Origin of the sequence: Cohnella rhizosphaerae, from assembly GCF_029525575.1 — a bacterium.
GTDB classification, from domain to species: Bacteria; Bacillota; Bacilli; order Paenibacillales; family Paenibacillaceae; genus Cohnella; species Cohnella rhizosphaerae.
Genome location: NZ_JAPDIA010000008.1, coordinates 1,730,427 through 1,752,870, shown reverse-complemented (window position 1 = coordinate 1,752,870; position 22,444 = coordinate 1,730,427). Strand labels below are relative to the sequence as shown.

Below are 22,444 nucleotides of genomic sequence, written 5' to 3'. Positions count from 1 at the left end.
CTGCCAAGACGCAGCGATGCTTGGAGCGAGGGGATTGTTCCTAGATGGGACTGCCGAGAAGCAGCGATGCTTGGAGCTTGGAGCGAGCGGATTTGTTCACGATTCAGCAAGCTATAAAATCGACATATAAAGCCTTTCGGCGCTCTTCAGCTTGGAATACGCCGCAGTCCCGACCAGCAACGCTGCACAGCCCCTCGTCTCGCCAGGCACCGCTGCAAATGAGAACTGCGGGAATAACGGAAGGCAAACCGAGCGAAGATACCGGACTCAGATGGACTCAGATGACGCTATTTCGCAAGAAACTTTGCAATCGCGTTCTTTACGGACTGGAAAGTCGTTATTCGCCCGGATTCAGGCTAAAAAGGTCTCCAATCCCGCAATAGGGGTTCCTGGGTCCGCATGCGGGTCGCAAAGCGCGATAGGAAATGAAATAAGGGACACTCAGTCCGTCTCCATGCCGCTTACGCGCGCGAACAATAGGCCAGCATCATTTATGTTGCACTATTTATTTATTAGGGTGTATTATATATAAAAAATACACACTATTTATAATTCGGAGGCTGGAGACATGGAGAGAGAGCTGGCGCTTGAGATCGTACGGGTAACGGAGCTGGCCGCGCTGGCGTCCGCGCCATGGATGGGCAGAGGGGACAAGCATCATGCCGACGGCGCGGCCACTTCGGCCATGCGCGCGATGTTCGACTCGGTATCGGTAAGGGGGGACGGTCGTGATCGGCGAAGGAGAGATGGACGAGGCGCCGATGCTGTATATCGGCGAAGCTGTCGGCAGCGCGCAGGGGCCCGAGGTCGACGTCGCGGTCGACCCGCTTGAGGGCACCGAGATCGTCGCCCGCGGGCTGAACAACGCGATGTCGGTCATCGCCGTGGCCGGCAAAGGGAGTCTGCTGCACGCGCCCGATATGTATATGGAGAAGCTGGCCGTGGGGCCCGAACTCGCGGGCAAGGTCAGCCTGTCCGATCCGCTGGAGAAGACGCTCCAGACGGCGGCGGAGCAGCTCGGCAAGCCCGTGCGGGAGTTGACGGTCATGCTGCTGGACCGGGATCGGCACGCGCATATCGTACGGACGCTGCGCGACGTCGGCGTACGTATCAAGTTTCTCTCCGACGGTGATGTCGCCGGCGCTTTGGCGCCTTCTTTTCCCGAAGCCGGCATCGACCTGTACGTCGGATCAGGCGGCGCGCCCGAGGGCGTGCTGGCCGCAGCCGCGCTGCGCTGCCTGGGCGGCGAGATTCAGGGCCGTCTCATGCCGGCGGACCGGCGCGAGTACGAACGCTGCCTCGAGATGGGGCTGGCCGACCCGGAGAAGGTGTTGACGATGGACGATATGGTCGGCACCGGGGACGTCATCTTCGCCGCGACCGGCGTCACGCCGGGCGAATTCATGGGCGGCGTGCGGTACTTGCCCGGCGACCGGGCGGAGACGCATTCGATCGTCATGCGGGCGAAGACGCGGACGATCCGGCATATCCGCTCGCTCCATCATCTGCCGAGCAAGCCGCTCCTGCTCGACTTGGCCTCGCGTACCGCGACGGCGACGACTTCGCCCAATATTGCGGCTTATTAATCAATCCTGTACACTATTCATAGCTTCGCTCCATATTCGGCCCTGACGGAAGCCGGCAGGGCCGAGACCAATCGAGAAGCGATCGGAATAGTTCGGACAGCCGGGAGGGAGCACCAATCGAACTGACGCCAAGACAGCTTGCCATCGTCGAGCGCGTGCGGAGCCATGCTCCGATCACGGGAGATCAGATCGCCGAATCGCTCGGTATCAGCCGTCCGACCATCCGGTCGGACTTATCCGTGCTGGTCATGCTCGGGCTGATCGACGCCAAGCCGAAGGTCGGCTATTTTCCCGGACGCCAGCTGTCGCCCGACGGACGGGCCAGGGACCGGCTTGTCGCGCTGAAGGTGAAGGATATGATGAGCAGGCCCGTCGTCATTCAGGAGACGGCCAGCGTGAACGATGCGGTCATCTCGCTGTTCGTAGAAAATACCGGCATTCTGTCGGTGACGGACGGCGAAGGCTATCTCGCCGGGCTTGTCACCATCAAGGATCTGCTCAAGGTGACGCTGGGCAATCCGAGTGCGGCCTCGATCCCTGTGAGCATGGTCATGACCCGCTTCCCGAGGATCGTCACGGTGACGCCCGAGGACACGCTTTGGGACGCCGCGAAGAAGCTGCTGCATCACCAGATCGGCGGAATGCCGGTGGTGCGGCCGGCCGGCGGCGGCGGCGGCTCCGGCCGGCGGTCGCCTCTCGAGGTGGTGGGCAGGGTGTCCAAGACGACGATGACGCAAGCGCTGGTCGATCTGACGGAGATTACATAAGAAGGCTAGGATGGAGGAGACGAAATGTCTGACCATGCGGAGCATACGATATTCGTGTGCTCGGATGCACTCGGGGATACGGCCGAAGCGGTGGCGCGGGCGACGCTCCGCCAATTCGCGACGGATAAGGCGGTCATTCGGCGCTTTGGACATATCAAGACCGAGGACGAAGTGAAGGCCATATTAAAGGAAGCGGTCGGCGGTCGCGTGCTCATCGCCTATACGCTCGTTCAGCCCGAACTCCGCGACACGATGCGCGAGGAGGCGCTCAGGCTCGGCGTCCGCGCCGTCGACGTGATGGGTCCCATGATGCAGGCGTTTATCGACACGTTTAACGACGCGCCGAAGTATCAGCCCGGCTTGCTGCACGAGATGGACGAATCCTATTTTCGCAAGATCGAAGCGATCGAATTCGCCGTCAAATACGACGACGGCAAGGATCCCCGCGGCCTGCTCAAGGCGCAAGTGGTGCTCGTGGGCGTATCGCGTACGTCGAAGACGCCGCTTAGCATTTATCTGGCGCACAAAGGCATCCGAACGGCCAACTATCCGCTCACGATCGAAGTCAAGCCGCCGGAGGAGCTGTTCATGAAAGGGAAGGATCGGCTCCTGATCGGATTGACGATGGATCCCGAGCGGCTCACGCGCATCCGATCGGAACGGCTCAAGGCGCTCGGTCTGCCCAGCCAGGCCCATTATGCGTCTCCGGACCGTATTCGGCAGGAGATCGAATTCGCGGGAAGGATCATGGACCGGCTGCAGTGCCCGGTCATCGACGTGACGGAGCGGGCGATCGAAGAGACGGCAGGGCTTATTCTGGAGATGCTGTGAGCGATTCGACCGGCAATGATAATTAAGCTTGATAATCATTATCAGCCCTGTTATAATTCAAAAAGAAAAGAAGGAACCGGTGAAGTTCCTTCTCCTCAAAAGGCAATGATCGGTTTATTTTACTTCGAATGTCCCGCAGTCCGTCTCTTCGGACTTGGAAGGCTCCTTGCGGCTGTGCATCGTGACGAAGATGCTTTCTGCTTTGCAATGATTTTCTTCCGCCCAGAAGCGGCAGGAATTGACTTCGCAGCGAACGTCCTTTGCCATGTTGTTCACCTCGCTCTCTCGGGCCGAGCTTCGAATACCGAGGTCGTCAAGTTGGCGCTTGATGCGGCCTTCGCCTCTTCCCGAACGGGAAGGGGTTATTCGATTTTCGGCGGTATTTATTCTTTTATATACTACCAGATATGCTTGTCTGAATCAATGTATGCCGCTTTTGTGGAAGCGCTGCGAGAGGTTGACAATGTTCGTTCGCCATGATATCTTTAATTTAAGATAAATGATATTGAGATAAAGGGAATCGGAGTGATCGAGAATGTCGGACCTCAACGCCTCGGATCAAAATATATCGTTGAAGCTGTTCGTCGTGCTGTCGAAGGCCTATCGGAGCCTGATGGACCGGGCGGTGCGGGATATGCGCGAGCAAGGGCTCAGCCCCTCCGAGTTCGGCATCATGGAGGTGCTTTACGCCAAAGGAAGGACGCCGATTCAGCAGATCGCGGGCAAGATGCTGCTGACAAGCGGCACGATGACCTACAACATCGACAAGCTGGAGGACAAGGAGCTGATTCGCCGGGTGCTCAGCCGGGAGGACCGCCGGGTGGTGTTCGCGGAGCTGACGGAAAAAGGGACGGCGCTGTTCGACGATATTTTTCCCAAGCACGCGAGCAAAATTCAGGGCATGATGGACGTCCTGAGCGGCGAAGAACAGCAGGAAGCGATTCGGCTGCTGAAGCTGATCGGCAAAGGCGGGGCGGACTAGCGGCGCTCGGCTATCGGCAAGAGGGCTTGGCGCTAACCGGTTTGTCTGCGTCCAAGGGATGAGACTGCTTCCGAACTGAATGAATTAAAAGGGGTTGATGAAGATGACGCTCAAGCTTAAAGGCATTCATCACGTATCGGCGATCACGGGCACGGCCGTGGGCAACGTCGACTTTTATACGAAGACGCTCGGGATGCGGCTGGTCAAAAAGACGGTGAACCAGGACGATACGTCCGTTTATCATTTGTTCTACGGGGACGAGCGGGGGGAACCCGGGCACTGAGCTGACGTTTTTCGAATTTCCGACAGCGTGGCGAAGCCGGCCGGGCACCAGCAGCATCTCTGCGGTCTCGCTGCGCGTGCCGAGCGACGAGGCGCTGACGTATTGGCAGCATCGCTTCGTACAGTTCGAGGTCGATCACGACGGGATCGAAAGCCGCGGCGGGCGGCTGACCCTGGCATTCCGCGACCCTGAAGGCCAGCGACTGATCCTCGTTTCCGACGAGCGGGACACGGGCGTCGCCGGCGGCAAGCCTTGGAGCAAGAGCGAGGTGCCTGCCGAATTCGGCATCGTCGGACTCGGTCCGGTTCAGCTCACGGTCCTCCGCTCGGCGCCGACCGAGCGGGTGTTGACGGAGCTGATGGGCTACAGAAGGATCGGGCAATACGCGTCCCCCCGTCGCCGGCCAGCCCGACATCGCCGTATTCGAGACAGGGGAGGGCGGCAGCGGCTCGGAGATCCATCTGGAGGAACGCGACGATCTGAAGCAGGAACGCCAGGGCATCGGCGCGGTGCATCACGTAGCCTTTCGCGTGGAGGACGAGGCGGAGCTGCGCGCGTGGATCGGGAAGATCTCGTCGGCCGGTCTCGTCAACTCGGGTTTTGTCGACCGCTTCTATTTCAAATCGCTATACTTCAGGGAACCGAACGGAATTCTGTTCGAATTGGCGACGGACGGTCCGGGCTTCGACACCGACGAGCCGCTGGACCGGCTTGGCGAGCGGCTCGCGCTGCCGCCGTTTCTGGAACCGCATCGCGAGCGGATCGAGGCGGACCTGAAGCCGATCTGACCGCGTTGAGCTCAAATACCGAATTGGAGGAGATATCGATGTCCATGATCCATATTTACGAACCCGGCAAGAGCCCGAACGCGCCGACGCTGCTGCTGCTCCACGGTACCGGCGGCTCGGAGCGCGACCTGCTCGGCGTCGGCCGCATGCTGAACCCCGAAGCCGCGCTGCTTGGCGTCAGAGGCAACGTATCCGAGCGAGGCATGGCCCGCTTCTTCAGGAGAATCGCCGAAGGCGTGTTCGACGAAGCGGACCTGATCGTGCGGACGGCCGAATTGAATGCCTTTGTCGACGAGTGCGCGGACAAGTACGGCTTCGACAGGCGCAACGTCGTGGGCGTCGGCTATTCGAACGGCGCCAATATCGCGGCCAGCCTGCTGTATCACCACCAGGATGCGCTCAAAGGGGCCGTGCTGTTCCATCCGATGGTGCCGCGCAGAGGGGTGGCGCTGCCCGATCTGTCCGGCGTGCCCGTATTCATCGCGGCGGGCCGCAACGATCCGCTCTGCACGATGGCCGAGAGCGAGGAGCTGGCGGCTGCGCTGGGCGCCGCCGGCGCTGCGGTCGAGACGCACTGGGAGAACGGCGGGCATCAGCTGTCGAGAACCGAGGTCGAAGCGGCCGCGGCATGGCTGCGCGGAAGCGGACGATGAAGGTCAAACGAATCGTAGCGAACGTGGCTGCGGCCGATCTGTCGGCGGCCAAGCGATTTTATGGAGAAGTGCTTGGCCTCGACGTTCTGATGGATCACGGCTGGATCGCCACGTACGGGACGGATGCAGACATGCGGACGCAGATCGGCATCGCGACGGAGGGGGGCTCCGGCACGCCCGTGCCGGACTTGTCCATTGAAGTCGACGATATCGACGAGGCGCTCGCGCGTATGCGGCAGGCCGGATTTTCCGTCGAATACGGGCCGGCGGACGAGCCTTGGGGCGTACGGCGCTTCTACGTGCGGGATCCGTTCGGCAAACTCGTGAACATTTTGGCCCATCTTTGACGCCGCTGCTTTGTTGCCGCTTTTCCGACCGTAGCTGGGCTTGCTTTAGTAAAGGCAAAAGTTACTCTATAGCTAGGTTTGATATACGGTCTGCGCGGTGCTATAAAAGCAAAATGTTACTCTACAGGTTCGCGAACAAGTGTGAATGGGGCTGCAGGGACGATGTCGCGTTCGGCAGCAGTTACACGGATTTTCCGCATAATTCCGTTCTGCGCACGACAAAAAAAGAGGGACGAAGCAGATCACGCTGCTTCGCCCCTCTTTTTTGCGTTCCGGATCAGCGGCGGCGCTGGGCGCCGGCGGAGCGGGCTGCGCCGCGGTAGCCGCCTTCGAAGTCGTCGGAGTATACGTCCTTCGTCGTGCATACGGTGACATGATGGTAGACGGGCACGCAGTGGTGGCGCCGGACGACCTCGACGGTCTGCACGACCTCGACGTGCTGGGGATGGTAGTAGTCCTCGTATACCGTTTGCGGCGGATCGTATACGGTCTTGCTAACGCATTTTGGGCAATCCGACATATCTGCCAACTCCTTCGCTTGGGATGTCGTACAGTATACGGGTCGGACGCCCTGTTGGACTGTTCATCCGCCTAGCGGGCGATTTATTCCTCGAATTCGATGCTATCTTCGGACAGTCGCGCGATGCGGGCCAGCGATTCGACGCGGTACCCCGCTTCTGTAAGCAGCCTTCTTCCCGGCTGAAACGACTTCTCGATGACGATGCCGATGCCTGCCACGGAAGCGCCGGCTTTGCGCACGATGCCCGCCATCGCCTGGGCGGCTTGTCCGTTCGCGAGGAAGTCGTCGACGATCAGCACGACGTCCGCAGGAGAAAGAAACTGCTTGGAGACGGACACCTCGCTCTCTTCCTGCTTCGTGAAGGAAAAGGATCGTTCGGTCCACAGATCGTCCTTGAGCGTGAGCGATTTGCGTTTTTTGGCGAAGACGAGCGGCACCCGGAGACCTAAAGCGGTCATCAGCGCGGGCGCGATGCCGGAGGATTCGAGCGTGAGCACCTTGGTGACGCCGGCGTCTTTGAACAAGGAGACGAACGTCTCGCCGATATCGGCCATCAGGACCGGATCGACCTGGTGATTCAGGAAGGCGTCGACCTTGAGTACGTCGGGGCCGAGCACGCGGCCTTCCGTGCGGATTTTTGCTTTTAGCTTTTCGATGACTGGCAGCCCCTTTTGTGCGGATGATCCCCATTATAAAGGATGCGGCCCGACTTTTCTTAACTCTTCGCGCATAATGGCTGTAATTTCCACGCAAAATGAGACAGCCGAGCGAACGATTGGAACGAAGAAGGGCAGGGGATGCGAAATGAAAAAAGGATGGCGATGGAAAAAGCGCCTGCTGAAAAGGGGCGGCATTCGGCTGGCGTCCGTTGCCGCGGCGGTCATTGTGGCGTTAAATGCGTTGCCTGCGCCGTCGTCGGCGAGCGCGGGCGTGCCGGCCGGGCAGGACGCGCCGAAGGAACATACGGTCGCGGTCGTGATCGACGACTTCGGCAACCGGATGAAGGGGACGGCCGAAATGCTGCGATTGCCGATTCCGATCACCGCGGCGGTCATGCCGTTCCTGCCGACCTCGCAGGCGGACGCCGAAGCGGCGCATGCGGCAGGAAAAGAGGTGATCGTGCATTTGCCGATGGAGCCGGTAAGGGGCAAAGCGAGCTGGCTGGGTCCGCGGGCGATCTTGACCGCCTTGTCCGACGAGGAGATTCGTCTTCGTACCGAGGCGGCGATCGCGGATGTGCCGCATGCGGTCGGCATGAACAATCATATGGGCTCGCGCGCGACGGCGGACGAACGCGTCATGCGCATCGTGCTGCAGGTATGCAAGGAGCGCGGCTTGTTTTTCCTGGACAGCCGTACGTCCTACAAATCCGTCGTGCCGAAGCTGGCCCGCGAGATGGGCGTGCCTCTGCTGCAAAATGATTTGTTTCTAGACGATGTCTATACGGACAGGCACGTCGGAGGCCAACTATTGCTGCTGAAGTCGCGCGCGCAAAAGCACGACCGCACGGTCGTCATCGGTCATGTGGGCCCGCCGGGGTTGATCACTTCCGGTCAGCTTGCGGCCGCCATTCCTGCCCTGCGCCAGGCGCCAGTCCGGTTTGTCAGGCTGAGCGAGCTTCTCCCGCCAACCGCGCCTTATCCGCTGCCGGGAGCGGAGCTTCCGGGCTCGGCGTCTAAAGATTCGGATCCGGAATCGAAGCTGCGGGAAGACAGTCCGACGAGCCGATAGGCCGCGATGCCGTCGGCGATCGCCGTAGCGATCGCGGTCTGGCCAGCCGAGTTCGTGAGCATGTTCAGATCGCCAGGGTTGCTGATAAAGCCGGTCTCGACGATGACGCTCGGGGGACCGGCTTTTTTTGAGCACGTAAAACTGATCGCCCGCGAGCGGCGGGACGTTCGTGCGCTGCTGCTTGTTAAGCCGTTCCTGGATGAGCGAGGCAAGCAGCGCGCTTCCCGCGTCGAGGCGGTGGAGTACGACCGGTCCGCGAACCGATTTTCGCTTGGACCAGTTGACGTGAACGCTGACGAACACGCCGGCGCCGATGTCGCGGGCCAGTCCTTTGCGCTGCGACAGGTCGCGCTGATGGCGGGAGGAGCGGAGCCAACGGTTGTCGTCGCTCAGCGCATAGTCGCCGGTTCGGTTAAGCACGGCATGCATGCCGCGGCTCCTCAGGATGAGATATAGCTTGCGCGAGATGGCAAGATTGATGTCCTTCTCCAGGATGTTCCCGACATGCGTGCCGCCGTCGATGCCGCCGTGTCCCGCGTCGATCAGCACGTCGGCGGCCGGCAGCGTATGCCTCGCGACGGGACTGCCTGCGATCGGCGGCGCAAGGCCCGCGTCCGCAGCCTCGGCATTGACGGAGGGAAGCGGGAGCGGGCCATGAGCTGCCATGAGGCATACTAACGCTGCGCAAAAGCGTCTTGTGTAGTTGGATAACATGCGATCGTCCGTCTCCTTCCGGCCCGGGGCGAAGATTCTGCCGTTAGCGTGGCTCGGGACGGACGATCTCATTCATCGGAAAGGAGCGAAGCGTAAAGCGGAGATTCAAGCTTCGGCTTCAAGCTTCGCCCTGCCGTCCGGGCTCAGCCAGGTGCGCTTCCAGACGCCCTGCACGATCGAGAGCGTGACGAGCGCGGCGAGCGCGATGCAGGCCATCGTGACAAAACCGGGCGTATAGGAGCCGGTCTTGCCGTACAGGCTGCCGAGCAGCAGCGGCAGCAGGTAGCCGCCGAAGCCGCCGGCCGCGCCTACGATGCCGGTCAACAGGCCGATGTCCGCGCCGAAGCGCTGCGGGATCAGTTGGAACACGGCGCCGTTGCCCGTGCCAAGACTCATCATCGCAAGGAACAGGAGCGGGATGACGACGGCCAGCGGCGGCAGCGACGAGATGGTGAGGAACAGAAGGCCGCCGGCGGCATACAGAACGATCAGCATGCGAATGCCGCCGATTTTGTCGGACAAGTATCCGCCCACGGGGCGGAAGAAGCTGCCGGCGATGACGCAGATCGTCGTGAAATCGGCGGCGCGGACGGCGGACAGGCCGTATTGGGCGTTAAAGAAAATGGTCAGGTAGTTGGTCAGGCCGACGAAGCCGCCGAACGTGACGCCGTACATCAGGCAGAACAGCCAGGTATCCCGTTTTTTTAGCACGGCCGCGTATTGGGACAGCTTTTTCGGCGCGGGCTGCGTCGGGCTTTCTTTGGCGAATACGGTGAAAACGATGAACACGAGCCCGATCGGAATGAGCGCGAGCCCGAAAACGGTCTCCCAGCCGCCGAAATGCGTGGCCAGCCGGTTGGCGAACAGCGTGGAGAATACCGTGCCGCTGTTGCCCGCTCCCGCGATGCCCATTGCGAGGCCTTGATATTGAGGCGGATACCAGCGGCTTGCGAGCGGCAGCGCGGCGGCGAACGAGGCGCCGGCGAAGCCGAGCAGCAGCGCTACGATATAGAGATGATTCAGCGAATCCACGAATTGCCATCCCCATATCAGCGGCACCATCGTCGCGAGCAGGCCGAACTGTCCCGTACGCTTGGGGCCGATATAGTCGGTCAAAAATCCGAATACGAGCCGCAGCAAGGAGCCCCCGAGGACGGGCAGCGCCACCAGGTTCGCTTTTTGAATCGGCGTCATCGGATAATCGTTCATCATAATGACCGCGAGCGGTCCGATCAATACCCAAACCATGAAGCTCATGTCGAAGTACAAAAACGCGCTGAATAAGGAAGGCTTGTGCCCGCTCTTCCAAAATCCTTTGTCTTTTACGATTTCCATTCGAATCCGCCTCCCATGATATACAAGGTCACATATGGCTTGGGCCTTGTCACGCGCCATGGCGGGGTCCAAAATACGAAAAGACGCACCTTGACCATGGCGAAAGTGACACCCCAGTGCGCGGTACGTCATTGTACCGGGCGATCGGATGCTTTCGGTCACGTCATTGTGAGCCAATTTGGATTATACAGGGGCTGTGAAATGCGTGTCAATATATATAACATAATAATTAAAACCGCCGTGATACATGTATCGTTTAGAGAATATTAATAAGATTGAGTGATAATTATTGACATCAATTCGCTCAGCGCCTATGCTAATGAGAGAATCCGCGGCACAATGACGTGCCCGAACCCGGCGACGAAGCCCGCCCCTTATGGAGGGGACGGGTTTTTTACGTTCTTTTTCGGGCATTTGCCGCGGCGCAGGAAGGAGAGTATCCATGGCGAAGCCCAAACTCGTGCTGGTCGGCAACGGCATGGCCGGCATTCGATGCCTCGAAGAGATCCTAGCTTTGGCCCCGAACGCCTTCGAGGTCACCGTGATCGGCAAGGAACCGGCGCCGAACTACAATCGCATCCAGCTGTCCAAGGTGCTGCAGGGGGGCGCGTCGCTTCAGGACATTATCCTGAACGATTGGTCGTGGTATGCGGAACGAGGCATCCGGGTGCTCTCGGGACAATCGGTCGTTCGCGTGCGCGCTGACGAACGCAGCGTCGAGACCGATTCGGGGCACCGTCTCCAATACGACAAACTGATTCTTGCGACCGGCTCGTCCGCCTTCGTGCCGCCGCTCCCCGGCGCAGGCAAGCCGGGCGTGCTGGCGTTTCGGACGATCGAGGACTGCCGCCGGATCATGGAGGCCGCCGCACAATACCGAAAGGCCGCGGTGCTTGGAGGCGGACTGCTCGGACTAGAGGCTGCACGGGGACTCCTGAATTTGGGCATGGAGGTGGAGGTCGTCCACAACTCGCCCTTCCTGATGAATCGTCAGCTCGACCGCATGTCGGCCGAACTGCTTCGTACGGCGCTGGAAGAGCAGGGCATGCGATTCAAGCTGGGCAAGACGACGACGCGGATCATCGGGCGCAAGCGCGCGGAAGGGCTCTTGTTCGCGGACGGCTCGAAGCTCGAGGCGGACCTGATCGTTCTGTCGGTGGGCATCAGCCCGAACGTCGCGTTCGCGAAGGCGAGCGGCATCGAGACCAATCGGGCCGTGATCGTGAACGATTATATGGAAACGAACGTGCCGGACGTCTTTGCGGTCGGCGAATGCGCCGAGCACAGAGGCATCGCCTACGGGCTCGTGGCGCCGCTTTACGAGCAGGGCAAGGTGCTGGCGCGCGTCGTCTGCGGCCTGGATACGGAGCCGTATGCGGGGAGCATGCCCTATGCGCAATTAAAAGTATCGGGCATTAACGTTTTTTCGGCCGGCGTCGTGCGGGACGGCGAGGCGAACACGGTGCTGCAGGCTTACGACGGCTTGCGCGGCACGTACAAACGGGTTACGGCGGAAAACGGGCGTATCGCGGGCGTGGTCCTGTACGGCGACACGGACGAAGGGCAGACGCTGCTCGGCCATCTGAAGCGGCGCGCCAAGGTCGAAGCGCTGGCGCGTACGCAGACTGGCGAGGCTCCCGCCGGCGGCGCAAGCGACGCGGCCGCGGCGTCGATGGCGGATGCGGATACGGTATGCGGCTGCAACGGGGTATGCAAGGGCGCGATCGTCCGCTCGGTCGCCGAGGACGGCTCGGACACGATCGAGCGCGTCCGGGAGCGGACGAAAGCATCGAGCTCCTGCGGCGGCTGCAGCGGCATGGTCGCGGCGATTCTGCGCTTGGCGCTGGCCGGCGCGGCATCGGCCGCGCCGCCGGATCCCGCGCTGTGCGACTGTACGCCGCTCGGGCATCGCGCGCTTCGGCTCGCGCTGGCCGAGAAGCGCCTGCGCACGCCTGCCGAAGCGATGGCTGCCCTGGAATGGCGGAGCGCCGACGGCTGCGCCGTATGCAGGAGCGCGCTGCGCTACTATACCGGAACGTACGGCTCGACAGCGGACGAGGGGCGGTTGGTCGTGCAGGTCGGGGCGGCCGGAAGCGGCGCCGAATTCAAAGCGGGAGCTTCCGCGGACATGGCCGAGTCGCTGCGTCGAAGATTCGCGAACGCCGAGCTGCCGTGCCGGGTCCAGGCTGCCGTCGCAGGCTGGGCCGGCGAGCCGGTCGGCCTGCTCGTCCGGGATCTCGGACTCGCCCGCGCGCCGGCAGGCTGGGAGCTGTACGCCGGCGGTCATGCGGAGCGCCCGGTCAAGCAGGCGCAGCTCATCGCCGTCGAGCCGTCGGCGGATACGGCGCTCGAGATGGCCGAGGCGCTGCTGAGATGGTACCGTGCGGAGGCGGACTACGGCGAGCCGGTCTGGCGCTGGCTCGAGCGCACGGGACTGTCCGCCGCGCGCGAGCGCCTGCTTGACGCCGACGCCCGCGAAGCGATGGTCGCGGAGGGCATCGCCGCAGCGGCCAACTGATCCGCGATAGCAGCATGACGAAGACGATCGGCAGGCGATCGCGCCGGCCGCGCCACAAGGAGGAGTCGACCATGCAGGCCATGCAGGCAAGCTTCGATACGCAATGCCCGTTCTGCAGCGTTCAGTGCAAGATGCGGGTCATCGAAGAGAAACAGACGGATCGGCGTCCGACGTACAGGATCGAAGGGCTGCCCAATGCCGCGTCCGAAGGACGGCTATGCGTCAAGGGTATCAACGCGTATCAGCACGCGCTGAGCCGCGAACGGCTGCTGAAGCCGCTGCTCAAGACCGACGGCGCCTTTCGCGAGATTTCCTGGGATGAGGCGCTGAACGTGATGGCGGACCGTTTTTCCGTCATCCGGACGGAGAGCGGTCCGGACGCCGTCGGCCTTTACGGCGGCGGCTCGCTGACCAACGAGTCGGCTTATGTCTTGGGCAAGTTCGCCCGCGTGGCGCTCGGAACGAGGTACATCGATTATAACGGCCGGTTTTGCATGTCGGCGGCCGCGTCAGCCGGCGTCAAGACGTTCGGTCTGGACCGGGGGTTGACCAATCCGCTGACCGAGGTGACGCAGACCGAATGCATCGTGCTGGCCGGGACGAACATCGCGGAATGCCAGCCGACGCTGATGCCGTACTTCACGAAGGCCAAGGAGAACGGCGCGCGCATCATCGTCATCGATCCTCGGACGACGAAGACGGCCGAGATGGCCGATATCCATCTGAAGGTGAAGCCCGGCACGGACCTGGCGCTCGCGAACGGCCTTCTCAAAGTCGTCATTGAAGAAAAGCTGACGAACCCTTCGTTCATCGCGACGCGCACGAGCGGCTTCGAGAACGTGCTGTCGTACGTGTCGTCGCTGGAGCTGGCCGAGGTCGCTGCGCTTACCGGCGTCGACGAGGACGATATCCGACGGGCGGCCCGCGCGTTCGGGAAGGCGGCAACCGGCATGATTTTCACCGCGCGGGGCGTCGAGCAGCACCGCGACGGGCACATGGCGGTCCGGGCGTTCCTGAACCTTGTCCTTGCCACCGGCAAGATCGGCAAGCCCGGCTGCGGATACGGCGCCGTGACCGGGCAGGGCAACGGGCAGGGCGGCAGGGAGCACGGCCAGAAAGCCGATCAGCTCCCCGGCTATCGGCTCATCGAAAACCCGGCAGACCGCGCCTACGTCGCGAGCGTATGGGGCGTCGACCCGGCCGAGCTGCCGGGCAAGGGCGTCTCCGCCTATGAAATGATGGAGCTCGTGCACAAACGGGACATCCGCGCGCTGCTCGTGATGTCGTCGAATCCCGTCGTTTCGAATCCGAACGCGGACTTCGTGGCAGAAGGCTTGCGCCGTCTCGATTTTCTCGTCGTGGCGGATATGTTCCTCTCGGAAACGGCGCTTATGGCCGACCTCGTGCTGCCCGCGACCGCGTTTTTGGAAAACGAGGGCACGCTGACGAATCTAGAAGGCCGCGTGCTGCTGCGGGGCGGCGACCGTCCGGCGCCGGGGGAAGCGCGCCACGATTGGCGCATGCTTGCCGAACTCGCCGCGCGGCTGGGCAAAGGGGCGTATTTCCCTTACTCGACGGCGGAGCAAATCTTCGAGGAGCTACGGCTTGCGAGCAAGGGCGGAGCCGCGGACTATTACGGCATCACCTACGAACGGATCAGAAACGAGGGCGGCGTTTACTGGCCATGTCCCGATCCGGAAGGTCCCGGCACCGCGCGGATGTTCGAACGGAAGTTCGCGCACCCGGACGGCAAAGCCGCGTTCGCCAAGGCGGTTCACGGCGCGCCGGGGGAAGCGGAGGACGAGGCATATCCGCTTGTCATGACCAACGGCAGAATGCTGTCCCACTATTTGACCGGAGTCCAGACGCGCCGCAGCCCCACGCTGCTCGCCAAAGAGCTGGAGAACGTCATGGAGATCCACCCGCGCACGGCCGAACGCTACCGCATCGGAGACGGCGAGCTCGTGCGGGTCGCTTCCCGCAGAGGCAGCATGATCGTGCGCAGCCGGCTAACGACGGACATCCGGGAAGATACCGTGTTCGTCCCGATGCACTGGGGCGGCGTGCAAAACGTCAACAACGCGACCAATCCGCTGCTCGATCCCTTTTGCAAAATGCCGGACTTCAAAACGTCCGCCGTCCGAATCCGGACGCTGAACGCCGCCGATCTGGCGGCGCTTAGCGAGGCGGAAGGATAAAAGCGCACGCAGGCGGGCAAACTGACCTCATCAACCATCGCGAGGGAGGCAAGCCCAATGAGCGATACGACGGACTATTTGAAGTATGTCGCAGAACGTTCGGCCGCCTATCTGAACCTGCCCGCGGACGAACGCCGCGAGCGGCGCAAGAAAAAGCGGGAGCCCTGGCAAGTCCGCTGGTTCGGCCAGTTGCTGCCGCTCGGCATCCGCATCTGGTGGACCGGCCGCAAAAAAGAAGAGGAGCCAGCAGCCCGGTTTTGACGACCGCCGGCGCCGCAGGCTCTTCTTTGCGTTGCGATCGGATTAACGATAAAAAAAGTCCTTGGTTAACATTCACGAGCGCATCGAGCGGAATAAAACGCGGGCCGTTCATGTCGAGCGCGAGATCGAGCCGGCCGCTTTGCCAGCGCTGATAGCCGACCGCGGATTGCGCATACAGCATTTTGTCGCCGAGCGGCTCGGTCACGTAGACGAGCCGCTCCTTTGCCTTGACGCGGGCGATGAGCCGTTCCGGCTGCGGGGCGAAGGGCTTGTCGCCGAGCAGCCAGGACAATCGCCCGTAAGGATCGAACGTCTCGTCGTCGCCAAACAGGAGCAGCTCTCCCGGCTTGTCCGGGGCCGCGCTCTCGGGCGTATAAGGATCGGCTGCGGCGGCCGCCCGCCACTGCGGCTCGTCCGCGACGGGCAGCAGCTCCGCCGACTTCGCGTCCAGCCAGAGCGTCTCCTTCGCGAGCTTCACCTCCCAGGCAGCCGCGAAGGGATGAATGTAATGCTTGATCGCGCGAAACGCGTTCGAGCTCGCCGCAGGAATGTAGCCGCCCGCGGCCAGCGCCAACCGGAGCGTCGTCGTATCGAACAGCGGCTTGGGTCCGAGGCCATACTCCCCCCAGCCTGCAGGTGCCGTCTTCGGCGGCATAAACGACGGCATAGCCGAGCGGCGCGCCCTTCGGGCCGACGACGGTCGCGAGCCAGCCGTGCGTGCCGGGACCGAGCGCCTCGATGCGCGGCACGCCCTTCTTCCAGGCGGCAAAGCCGGGCTGGGCGGACAGCTGCGCCACGATAGCGGCGGCGCATCGGGCCGGATCGGCGGAACCCTGGACCGGCGCGGCGGCGGACGGGGCTGCCGCCATGACGGCAAGGAAGGAGAGCAGAAGGACGAGCAGCAGCGTTCTGCCGGCGGCGGACCGATTGGCTTTTCGCATCGTATCACCTTTGGTCGTTGGATTGATCGGGCTTGTCCGTTCATTGTACCGGAGCCGCGCCGCCGATGGTGGCGGATGCTGTCCGGCGGCACGGCGGGAAAGGCTTCTATTTTTGTCGCAAGGGGGCTAAAGGAGGCTAATGGATGCCCGGCAGGTGGAAGAGGCCGCAGTTCATGACGGATAACGTCACTCTCGGCCGGTACTGCCAGTCGATCTCCGATTCCCGCTGGGCGAGCCGCTGCGCGAGCGTCTCCTTTTCCACGTCGGTCGTCGCCCGCCCGACCATCGGATCGTAGTAGGCGCGGATGCGCCGCAGCTCGTCCTGACGCCGCTCCTCGGCTTCGGCCGCCCAGACGAAATCGCCCGATTTGAGCTTGCGCTCGAGCGCCTGCTCAAGCTGGCTCATCGCCTTCTTAAGCGACAGCCCGTTCGGAAGCAGGTGCACGTTGGACGGAAGCTTCGGAGTAAGCTTCCGCCCGCGCAGCCCGTCGAGGAACCGCTCGTCGATGTAGCCGGTCGCCAGCGAGATGCCCCAGCCGTACATTTCCTCGCGCTTCATGTCGCATTCGTAGTCCACCTTGAAGTTGACGCCGAGCCAAGCCGTGTACGGGTTCGAGCCGAGCCGGTCGGCCCGGCCGCGCGGCGGTTCCTCGAACAGGGCGACGCAGCGCCCCCCGTCCCGTACCGCGCCGAAGATCTGGGCGAGCCGCCCCGATCCGAAGTACAGATCTTCGCGCAGCACGCGCACGGGGGCGACGTTAAAACCCAGGGGAGAGAGTCCGGAAGCGGTGGAGGCGGCCGACCCTTGCCGTTCGCTAGCGCCGGCCGTCTCGTCGTCGTCCGCGGCATCTTCTTCGTCTCTTCCGAACTGCCAGGCGAACGTCAGCGTTTCCGGGGGCGTGCCCGTGCGTTCCACGAAGCCCCAATAGTAGGGACGGTTCGTCAGCTTCTTGTCCGCCTCGGGCGACAGTCTGACCGTCACGCTCCCTTTCGACTTTTCGATAATGTCGCAGCCCGTCGCCTCGAGATAGGACATCACGAATTTTTCCACTTGTCTGGCGTTCATGCGCTAAACCTCCTTCTCTACCTGCGCCTTGGTCCGAAGCAGCGATTCGCCCAGACCGTCGATGCGGCTGCGCAGCTCGCCTTCGTCTTTGGCGTCCAGAAGCATCTTGGCGAGCCGCTTCTCGAGCGATTCCTCGCGCTCCATGCGCTCCACGATCTCGTCGAGCTCGCCGATGACCGACTCGAACATGTTGATTTTCTCGTGCAGAAGGTGCACGATATGCTCCTCGATCGTCCCGTAGGTGCACAGGTTGTAAATCTTCACGTCCTCCGTCTGCCCGAGACGGTGCACCCGGCCGATCCGCTGCTCGACGCGCATCGGGTTCCACGGCAGGTCGAAGTTGATGATATGGTGGCAGAACTGCAGGTTGATGCCTTCGCCGCCGGCCTCGGTCGCCACCATCACCTGCGCGCGCCTGCGGAACAGGTCCATCATCCAGTCTTTTTTTGCCCCGGTTCATCCCGCCGCGGTAAGGGACGGCGATCAGCCCGTGCTCCTGAAAAAAGCGGAGGAGATATTCCTGCGTCTGGCGGTACTCGGTAAATACGATGACTTTGTCGCCGATCTCCTCGATCAGCTTCATCGTCGCTTCGGCTTTCGTGTTCGCCTTGACGTTGCGGATGAACTCGACGAGCTCCCAGATTTTCGGCCGGCGCGGCGAGTCTTCGGGCGTTTTTTTGAAAAGGTTGACGAGCGTCAGGAACACCGCGTCCCGGCTGGAGCAGACTTCGCGCTGCAGCGTGACGAGCGACAGCATGCTGGACATGTCTACGCCTTCGACGTTCGCATTCTCCCGGACGTAGCGGGTGACGGCTTCGTACAGCGCCTGTTCCTCCGGCGACAGCCGCAGCGGGACGTTGGCGACGAAGCGCTTGGTGAACTCGACGCCGCCGTCGGTGCGGCGGTTGCGGATCATGACCTGGCCGAGCGCCTCCTGAAGCTTGTCTTCGTTCTTGGCGACGCGCTTGCCGGCGACGTAGTTCGCGGAAAAGTCGCCTTCCCCGCCGAGCTGTCCGGGCTTAAGCAACGTGATAAGGTTGTATAGCTCGTTCATGTCGTTCTGCACGGGCGTCGCCGTCAGCAGCAGGCAGTATTTCTTTCGGATATCGCTGACGAACTGGTAGTTGCCGGTCTTCTTGTTCTTGAGCTTGTGCGCCTCGTCGATGACGAGCATGTCGTACTCGGTATCGAGCAGGAGCTCGCGGTGCGGGTCGCGCTTGGCCGTGTCGATCGAGGCGACGACGATCTCGTTGTTCCAGTGGTATGCCTTCTTCTGCGCGATGGCGGGAATGCCGAACTTGGCGTTAAGCTCGCGCACCCACTGCAGCACGAGCGAAGCCGGCACGAGGATAAGCGCCCGCTTAACGAGTCCGCGGACGATGTATTCCTTCAGAATCAGCCCGGCTTCGATCGTCTTGCCCAGACCGACCTCGTCGGCGAGAATCGCCCGGCCCCGCATCTCGTGAAGGACGCGCCGCGCCGTATCCTCCTGATGGGGGGAGGGGGGTGACGCCTGGCAGCACGCGCATGCATTGCAGTTCATGGAAGTCCGTGACGAGCTGCGCTTCCTCGGCTTCCCAGGTCATTTTGTACAGCGACCAGTCGTCCCACGGCCCGCCGCGGTCGGATCTGCGCTCGAGCTCCTCGAACGCGGCCCGGTCGACATGCAGGTCGACGAGCGGATGCAGCTTGCGGACGTTGCGCGCCGCGTCTTCCGGCGCAGCGGCCGCGTGGGTCGCCCGGCCGCCGTTCGGAAGAACGATCGGCTGTATGACGGACGGAGTCGGGCCTTCTGCCGTCGCGAGGGAAGGGGCGATGCTGACGGCTGTCTTGAGTTCGGCCTCGGAGCCGTGCGGATGATGGAATGGGGAACGCAGACGCTTCTCCTCCTCTTGGGTCTATTCTTCTAGTATGAGCAAGCGCGCGATTTTCATAACCGGCGGACGTCACGAATCGGGCGCATAAGGCGGATAAAGCCGGCTGCCCGAAATTTATGGGACAATTGTCGCAATTGAAGGGGTATCCTCTCGAATATCTATATTTCGTAGCGTATAATGGGTAAAGTCGCAATATATTGTGTCCTATGAGGAGAGTGGCGAAGTGAGCGTCCAATTGAACAATGGCGGGGCGAATAAGGCCGCGGGCCGTCGTCTCGAAGGCTTGAGCGAGAAAATCTTCCTCGACCGGTACGCATGGAAAAACGCGGATACGAACGCGGTCAAGGTCGGCGATACGGTGCTGGCGCTGACGAAGGACGATCCGAAGTTCCCGGCCAAGGAAGTCGGCGAAGTCGTGGCGCGCGACGGCAGACGGGTGACCGTCCGCACGCGCGCCGGCGATCTCGTCGAGACGTCGCCGGAGAAGCTGACGCTGACGATCGAGCAGACGCCGGAGGAAATGTGGGACCGGCTGGCGGGCGCGATGGCTTCGGTCGAGGCGCCGGAACGGCAGGAGACGTGGCGGGAGCGATTCCGCTGGCTGCTCGACGACTGGAAGCTCGTGCCGGGCGGCCGCATCGCGGCGGGCGCGGGCGCCAGCGACGAGCTGACGCTGTTCAACTGCTACGTCATTCCGTCGCCGAAGGACAGCCGCGGCGGCATCATGGAGACGCTGACCGAGATGACCGAGATCATGTCGCGCGGCGGCGGCGTCGGCATCAATCTGTCTTCGCTGCGTCCGCGCCGTTCGATCGTGCGCGGCGTCAACGGCTCGTCGAGCGGCGCCGTGTCTTGGGGCGGCCTGTTCAGCTACACGACCGGACTGATCGAGCAGGGCGGCAGCCGGCGCGGCGCGCTCATGCTGATGATGAACGACTGGCATCCCGACGTGGCCGACTTCATAACCGTCAAGCAGACGATGGGCCAGGTTACGAACGCGAATCTGTCCGTCTGCGTGAGCAACGGCTTCATGAAGGCGGTCAAAGAGGACCTGGACTGGGAGCTCGTGTTCCCCGATACGTCCGACGCCGAGTACGACGCGTTGTGGGACGGCGATCTGGACAAGTGGAAGTCGCTGGGCAAGGCGGTCATTCCCTACCGCACCGTCCGCGCGCGCGAGGTATGGCGCACGATCATCGAGTCCGCCTGGAAGTCGGCCGAGCCGGGCGTCGTGTTCATGGAATATTACAATCAAATGTCGAACAGTTGGTACTTTAATCCTATAATATGTACTAATCCGTGCGGAGAACAGGGACTTCCGGCATGGGGCGTTTGTAACTTGTCGGCCGTCAATCTGTCCCGCTTCTACGACGAAGCGAAGCACGACGTCGCCTGGGAAGAGCTCGGCCGGGTCGTCTGGTATTCGACGCGCTTCCTGGACAACGTCATCGACAAGACGCCGTATCACTTCCCGGAAAACGAGGCGAACCAGAAGCTCGAACGCCGCGTCGGTCTCGGCACGATGGGGCTCGCGGAGCTGATGATCCGGCTCGAGATCCGTTACGGCAGCCCGGAGAGCCTGGATTTCCTCGACAAGATTTACGGCTTCATGGCAAAGGAGGCGTACTTGGCCTCCACGGAGATCGCGGCGGAGAAAGGCTCGTTCCCGGCGTTCGACGCGGAGCCGTTCTTGCAAAGCGGCTTCATGAAAAACATGACCGAGACGTATCCGGAGGTCGGCGCGGCGATTCGCGAGCGCGGCATGCGCAACGTCACCGTGCTGACGCAGGCGCCGACCGGGTCGACCGGCACGATGGTCGGGACGTCGACGGGCATCGAGCCGTACTTCGCGTTCGAGTTCTACCGGCAGAGCCGGCTGGGTTACGACAAGCAGCTCGTGCCGATCGCGCAGGAGTGGCAGGACGCGCATCCGGGGCAGCAAGCTGCCGGCGTGGTTCGTGACCGCGATGGACCTGTCGGCGAAGGATCATATCCGCGCGCAGGCCGCGATCCAGCGCTGGGTGGACAGCTCGATCTCCAAGACGGCGAACTGCCCGTCCGACTTCACGGTCGAGGAGACGGCGGAGCTGTACGAGCTCGCGTTCGAGCTGGGCTGCAAAGGCGTCACGATCTACCGCGACGGCAGCCGCGACGTGCAGGTGCTTAGCACGACGAAGGAAGAGAAGAAGGACGACAAGGCGGAAGCGAACAAGGACGAGACCGCTCCGATCGCCGAGGCGGTAGCTGCGGTGCAAGCCGTATTGCCGGCGTCCGCGGCTCAAGCGGCGCCTGTCGCGCCGGCTGTGCCGGCCGTATCCGCCGCGCCGGCCGATAAAGCCTACAAGAGCCGCCCGAAAATCCTGCGGGGCGCGACGTACAAGTTCAATACGCCGTTCGGCATGGCGTATATTACGGTCAATGACCTTGACGGTACGCCTGGCGAGATCTTCCTGAACGTGGGCAAAGCCGGCTCCGACGTATTCGCGATGGCCGAAGCGCTAGGCCGCGTCTGCTCGCTGTTCCTCCGGTACGGCGACCACGGCGACAAGGTGCAGCTGCTCGTCAAGCACCTCAAGGGCATCGGCGGCTCCGGCGCCGTCGGCTTCGGCCCGAACCGCGTCGAGTCGATCGCGGATGCCGTCGCCAAGGCGCTCGAGCTGCACGCGGGCATGCTGGCCGAGGAAGCGGCCGCGTCCGAGGCGTCGGATGCGTATGCGGGCGGCAGCGCCGCGGGTTCGATCGCCGCAACGGCCATCCCCGGACCGCAGGCTTACGGCTACGGCAAGTCCGGTCACACCTCGACGGACCTGTGTCCGTCCTGCGGCTCGGCTTCGCTGATCAACGTCGAAGGGTGCAAGACGTGTACGAATTGCGGATACAGCAAGTGCAGCTGACCATCTGACCGACGACTGGCGATGACGACTGGCGATACGGATTAGAAACAAAGATGTTAGCGGCCTGGACCCTTGAGGGTTCAGGCTTTTTTTGACGATTCACATGCTAACCCTACGATGAAGTCAGGCGGCAAGGTATGAGTGAGGTGCAA

The 22,444-nt window shown here is 62.4% G+C and carries 15 protein-coding genes and 6 pseudogenes; 14 read left to right on the top strand and 7 right to left on the bottom strand.

All coding sequences use genetic code 11. The annotated features are described in order from the left end of the window. Positions 1-568 precede the first annotated feature (568 nt). The 8 genes and pseudogenes from glpX (at position 569) to OMP40_RS31820 (ending at position 6,237) form a co-directional block, all read left to right on the top strand. Positions 569-1,586: pseudogene (gene glpX, locus OMP40_RS31855) on the top strand (class II fructose-bisphosphatase). A gap of 116 nt (positions 1,587-1,702) precedes the next feature. Further along, a complete protein-coding gene (locus OMP40_RS31850; RefSeq protein WP_277538165.1) occupies positions 1,703-2,353 on the top strand; it encodes a helix-turn-helix transcriptional regulator in 651 nt (216 codons plus the stop codon). Between the two features lie 24 nt (positions 2,354-2,377). Then, positions 2,378-3,184 carry a pyruvate, water dikinase regulatory protein gene (locus tag OMP40_RS31845; protein ID WP_277537261.1) on the top strand — a complete coding sequence of 269 codons (807 nt, stop codon included), beginning with the start codon at positions 2,378-2,380 and terminating at the stop codon, positions 3,182-3,184. Between the two features lie 15 nt (positions 3,185-3,199). Beyond that, the gene (locus OMP40_RS43235) at positions 3,200-3,664 is read left to right on the top strand and encodes a hypothetical protein (RefSeq protein WP_459076928.1); all 465 of its coding nucleotides are present in this window, start codon (positions 3,200-3,202) and stop codon (positions 3,662-3,664) included. A gap of 55 nt (positions 3,665-3,719) precedes the next feature. Beyond that, a complete protein-coding gene (locus tag OMP40_RS31835) occupies positions 3,720-4,166 on the top strand; it encodes a MarR family winged helix-turn-helix transcriptional regulator (RefSeq protein ID WP_277537257.1) in 447 nt (148 codons plus the stop codon). A gap of 103 nt (positions 4,167-4,269) precedes the next feature. Further along, positions 4,270-5,237 (top strand): annotated as a pseudogene (locus OMP40_RS31830) (ring-cleaving dioxygenase). A 44-nt stretch (positions 5,238-5,281) separates the two neighbouring features. Then, positions 5,282-5,890, top strand: a complete 609-nt coding sequence (locus tag OMP40_RS31825) for an alpha/beta hydrolase (RefSeq protein ID WP_277538163.1) — start codon at positions 5,282-5,284, stop codon at positions 5,888-5,890. Then, a complete protein-coding gene (locus OMP40_RS31820; RefSeq protein ID WP_277538161.1) occupies positions 5,887-6,237 on the top strand; it encodes a VOC family protein in 351 nt (116 codons plus the stop codon). Before OMP40_RS31825 ends, OMP40_RS31820 begins: the two co-directional genes overlap by 4 nt. Positions 6,238-6,514: 277 nt before the next feature. Here the strand turns inward: OMP40_RS31820 and OMP40_RS31815 are convergent, their stop codons facing one another. Both OMP40_RS31815 and OMP40_RS31810 read right to left on the bottom strand, forming a co-directional pair. Further along, a complete protein-coding gene (locus OMP40_RS31815) occupies positions 6,515-6,757 on the bottom strand; it encodes a hypothetical protein (RefSeq protein WP_277537256.1) in 243 nt (80 codons plus the stop codon). An 83-nt stretch (positions 6,758-6,840) separates the two neighbouring features. Then, complete coding sequence (locus tag OMP40_RS31810; RefSeq protein WP_277538160.1) at positions 6,841-7,413, bottom strand: xanthine phosphoribosyltransferase; 573 nt, start codon at positions 7,411-7,413, stop codon at positions 6,841-6,843. A gap of 148 nt (positions 7,414-7,561) precedes the next feature. On the opposite strand from OMP40_RS31810, the pseudogene OMP40_RS31805 reads away from it, so the two are divergent. Continuing rightward, positions 7,562-8,377 (top strand): annotated as a pseudogene (locus tag OMP40_RS31805) (divergent polysaccharide deacetylase family protein); the annotation flags it as partial. 17 nt (positions 8,378-8,394) lie between these two features. Here OMP40_RS31805 and OMP40_RS42585 read toward each other — a convergent pair. Continuing rightward, positions 8,395-9,037 (bottom strand): annotated as a pseudogene (locus OMP40_RS42585) (N-acetylmuramoyl-L-alanine amidase family protein). Here OMP40_RS42585 and OMP40_RS31795 point away from each other — a divergent pair. Next, positions 8,993-9,166 carry a hypothetical protein gene (locus tag OMP40_RS31795; RefSeq protein WP_277537254.1) on the top strand — a complete coding sequence of 58 codons (174 nt, stop codon included), beginning with the start codon at positions 8,993-8,995 and terminating at the stop codon, positions 9,164-9,166. The pseudogene OMP40_RS42585 and the gene OMP40_RS31795 sit on opposite strands and share 45 nt — an antisense overlap. 141 nt (positions 9,167-9,307) lie before the next feature. On the opposite strand, the gene OMP40_RS31790 is transcribed toward OMP40_RS31795, so the two are convergent. Beyond that, positions 9,308-10,537, bottom strand: coding sequence for a nitrate/nitrite transporter (locus OMP40_RS31790; RefSeq protein WP_277537251.1), 1,230 nt, complete (start codon positions 10,535-10,537; stop codon positions 9,308-9,310). A gap of 442 nt (positions 10,538-10,979) precedes the next feature. On the opposite strand from OMP40_RS31790, the gene OMP40_RS31785 reads away from it, so the two are divergent. Both OMP40_RS31785 and nasC read left to right on the top strand, forming a co-directional pair. Next, positions 10,980-13,055, top strand: a complete 2,076-nt coding sequence (locus OMP40_RS31785; RefSeq protein ID WP_277537249.1) for an FAD-dependent oxidoreductase — start codon at positions 10,980-10,982, stop codon at positions 13,053-13,055. A 14-nt stretch (positions 13,056-13,069) separates the two neighbouring features. Then, complete coding sequence (gene nasC, locus OMP40_RS31780; RefSeq protein ID WP_420872062.1) at positions 13,070-15,253, top strand: assimilatory nitrate reductase catalytic subunit NasC; 2,184 nt, start codon at positions 13,070-13,072, stop codon at positions 15,251-15,253. On the opposite strand, the gene OMP40_RS43230 is transcribed toward nasC, so the two are convergent. Beyond that, entirely contained in the window at positions 15,234-16,181 is a 948-nt protein-coding gene (locus OMP40_RS43230; RefSeq protein WP_459076927.1) for a hypothetical protein, read from the bottom strand. The genes nasC and OMP40_RS43230 overlap by 20 nt on opposite strands. A gap of 50 nt (positions 16,182-16,231) precedes the next feature. On the opposite strand from OMP40_RS43230, the gene OMP40_RS43225 reads away from it, so the two are divergent. Further along, positions 16,232-16,585: a hypothetical protein gene (locus OMP40_RS43225; protein ID WP_459076926.1), complete on the top strand. Its 354-nt coding sequence runs from the start codon at positions 16,232-16,234 to the stop codon at positions 16,583-16,585. A gap of 6 nt (positions 16,586-16,591) precedes the next feature. Here the strand turns inward: OMP40_RS43225 and OMP40_RS31765 are convergent, their stop codons facing one another. Beyond that, positions 16,592-17,521, bottom strand: a complete 930-nt coding sequence (locus OMP40_RS31765; RefSeq protein WP_277537244.1) for a YqhG family protein — start codon at positions 17,519-17,521, stop codon at positions 16,592-16,594. A gap of 3 nt (positions 17,522-17,524) precedes the next feature. After that, a pseudogene (locus tag OMP40_RS31760) lies at positions 17,525-19,209 on the bottom strand (DEAD/DEAH box helicase). A 424-nt stretch (positions 19,210-19,633) separates the two neighbouring features. On the opposite strand from OMP40_RS31760, the pseudogene OMP40_RS31755 reads away from it, so the two are divergent. Continuing rightward, positions 19,634-22,292, top strand: a pseudogene (locus OMP40_RS31755) (adenosylcobalamin-dependent ribonucleoside-diphosphate reductase). Positions 22,293-22,444: the final 152 nt, after the last annotated feature.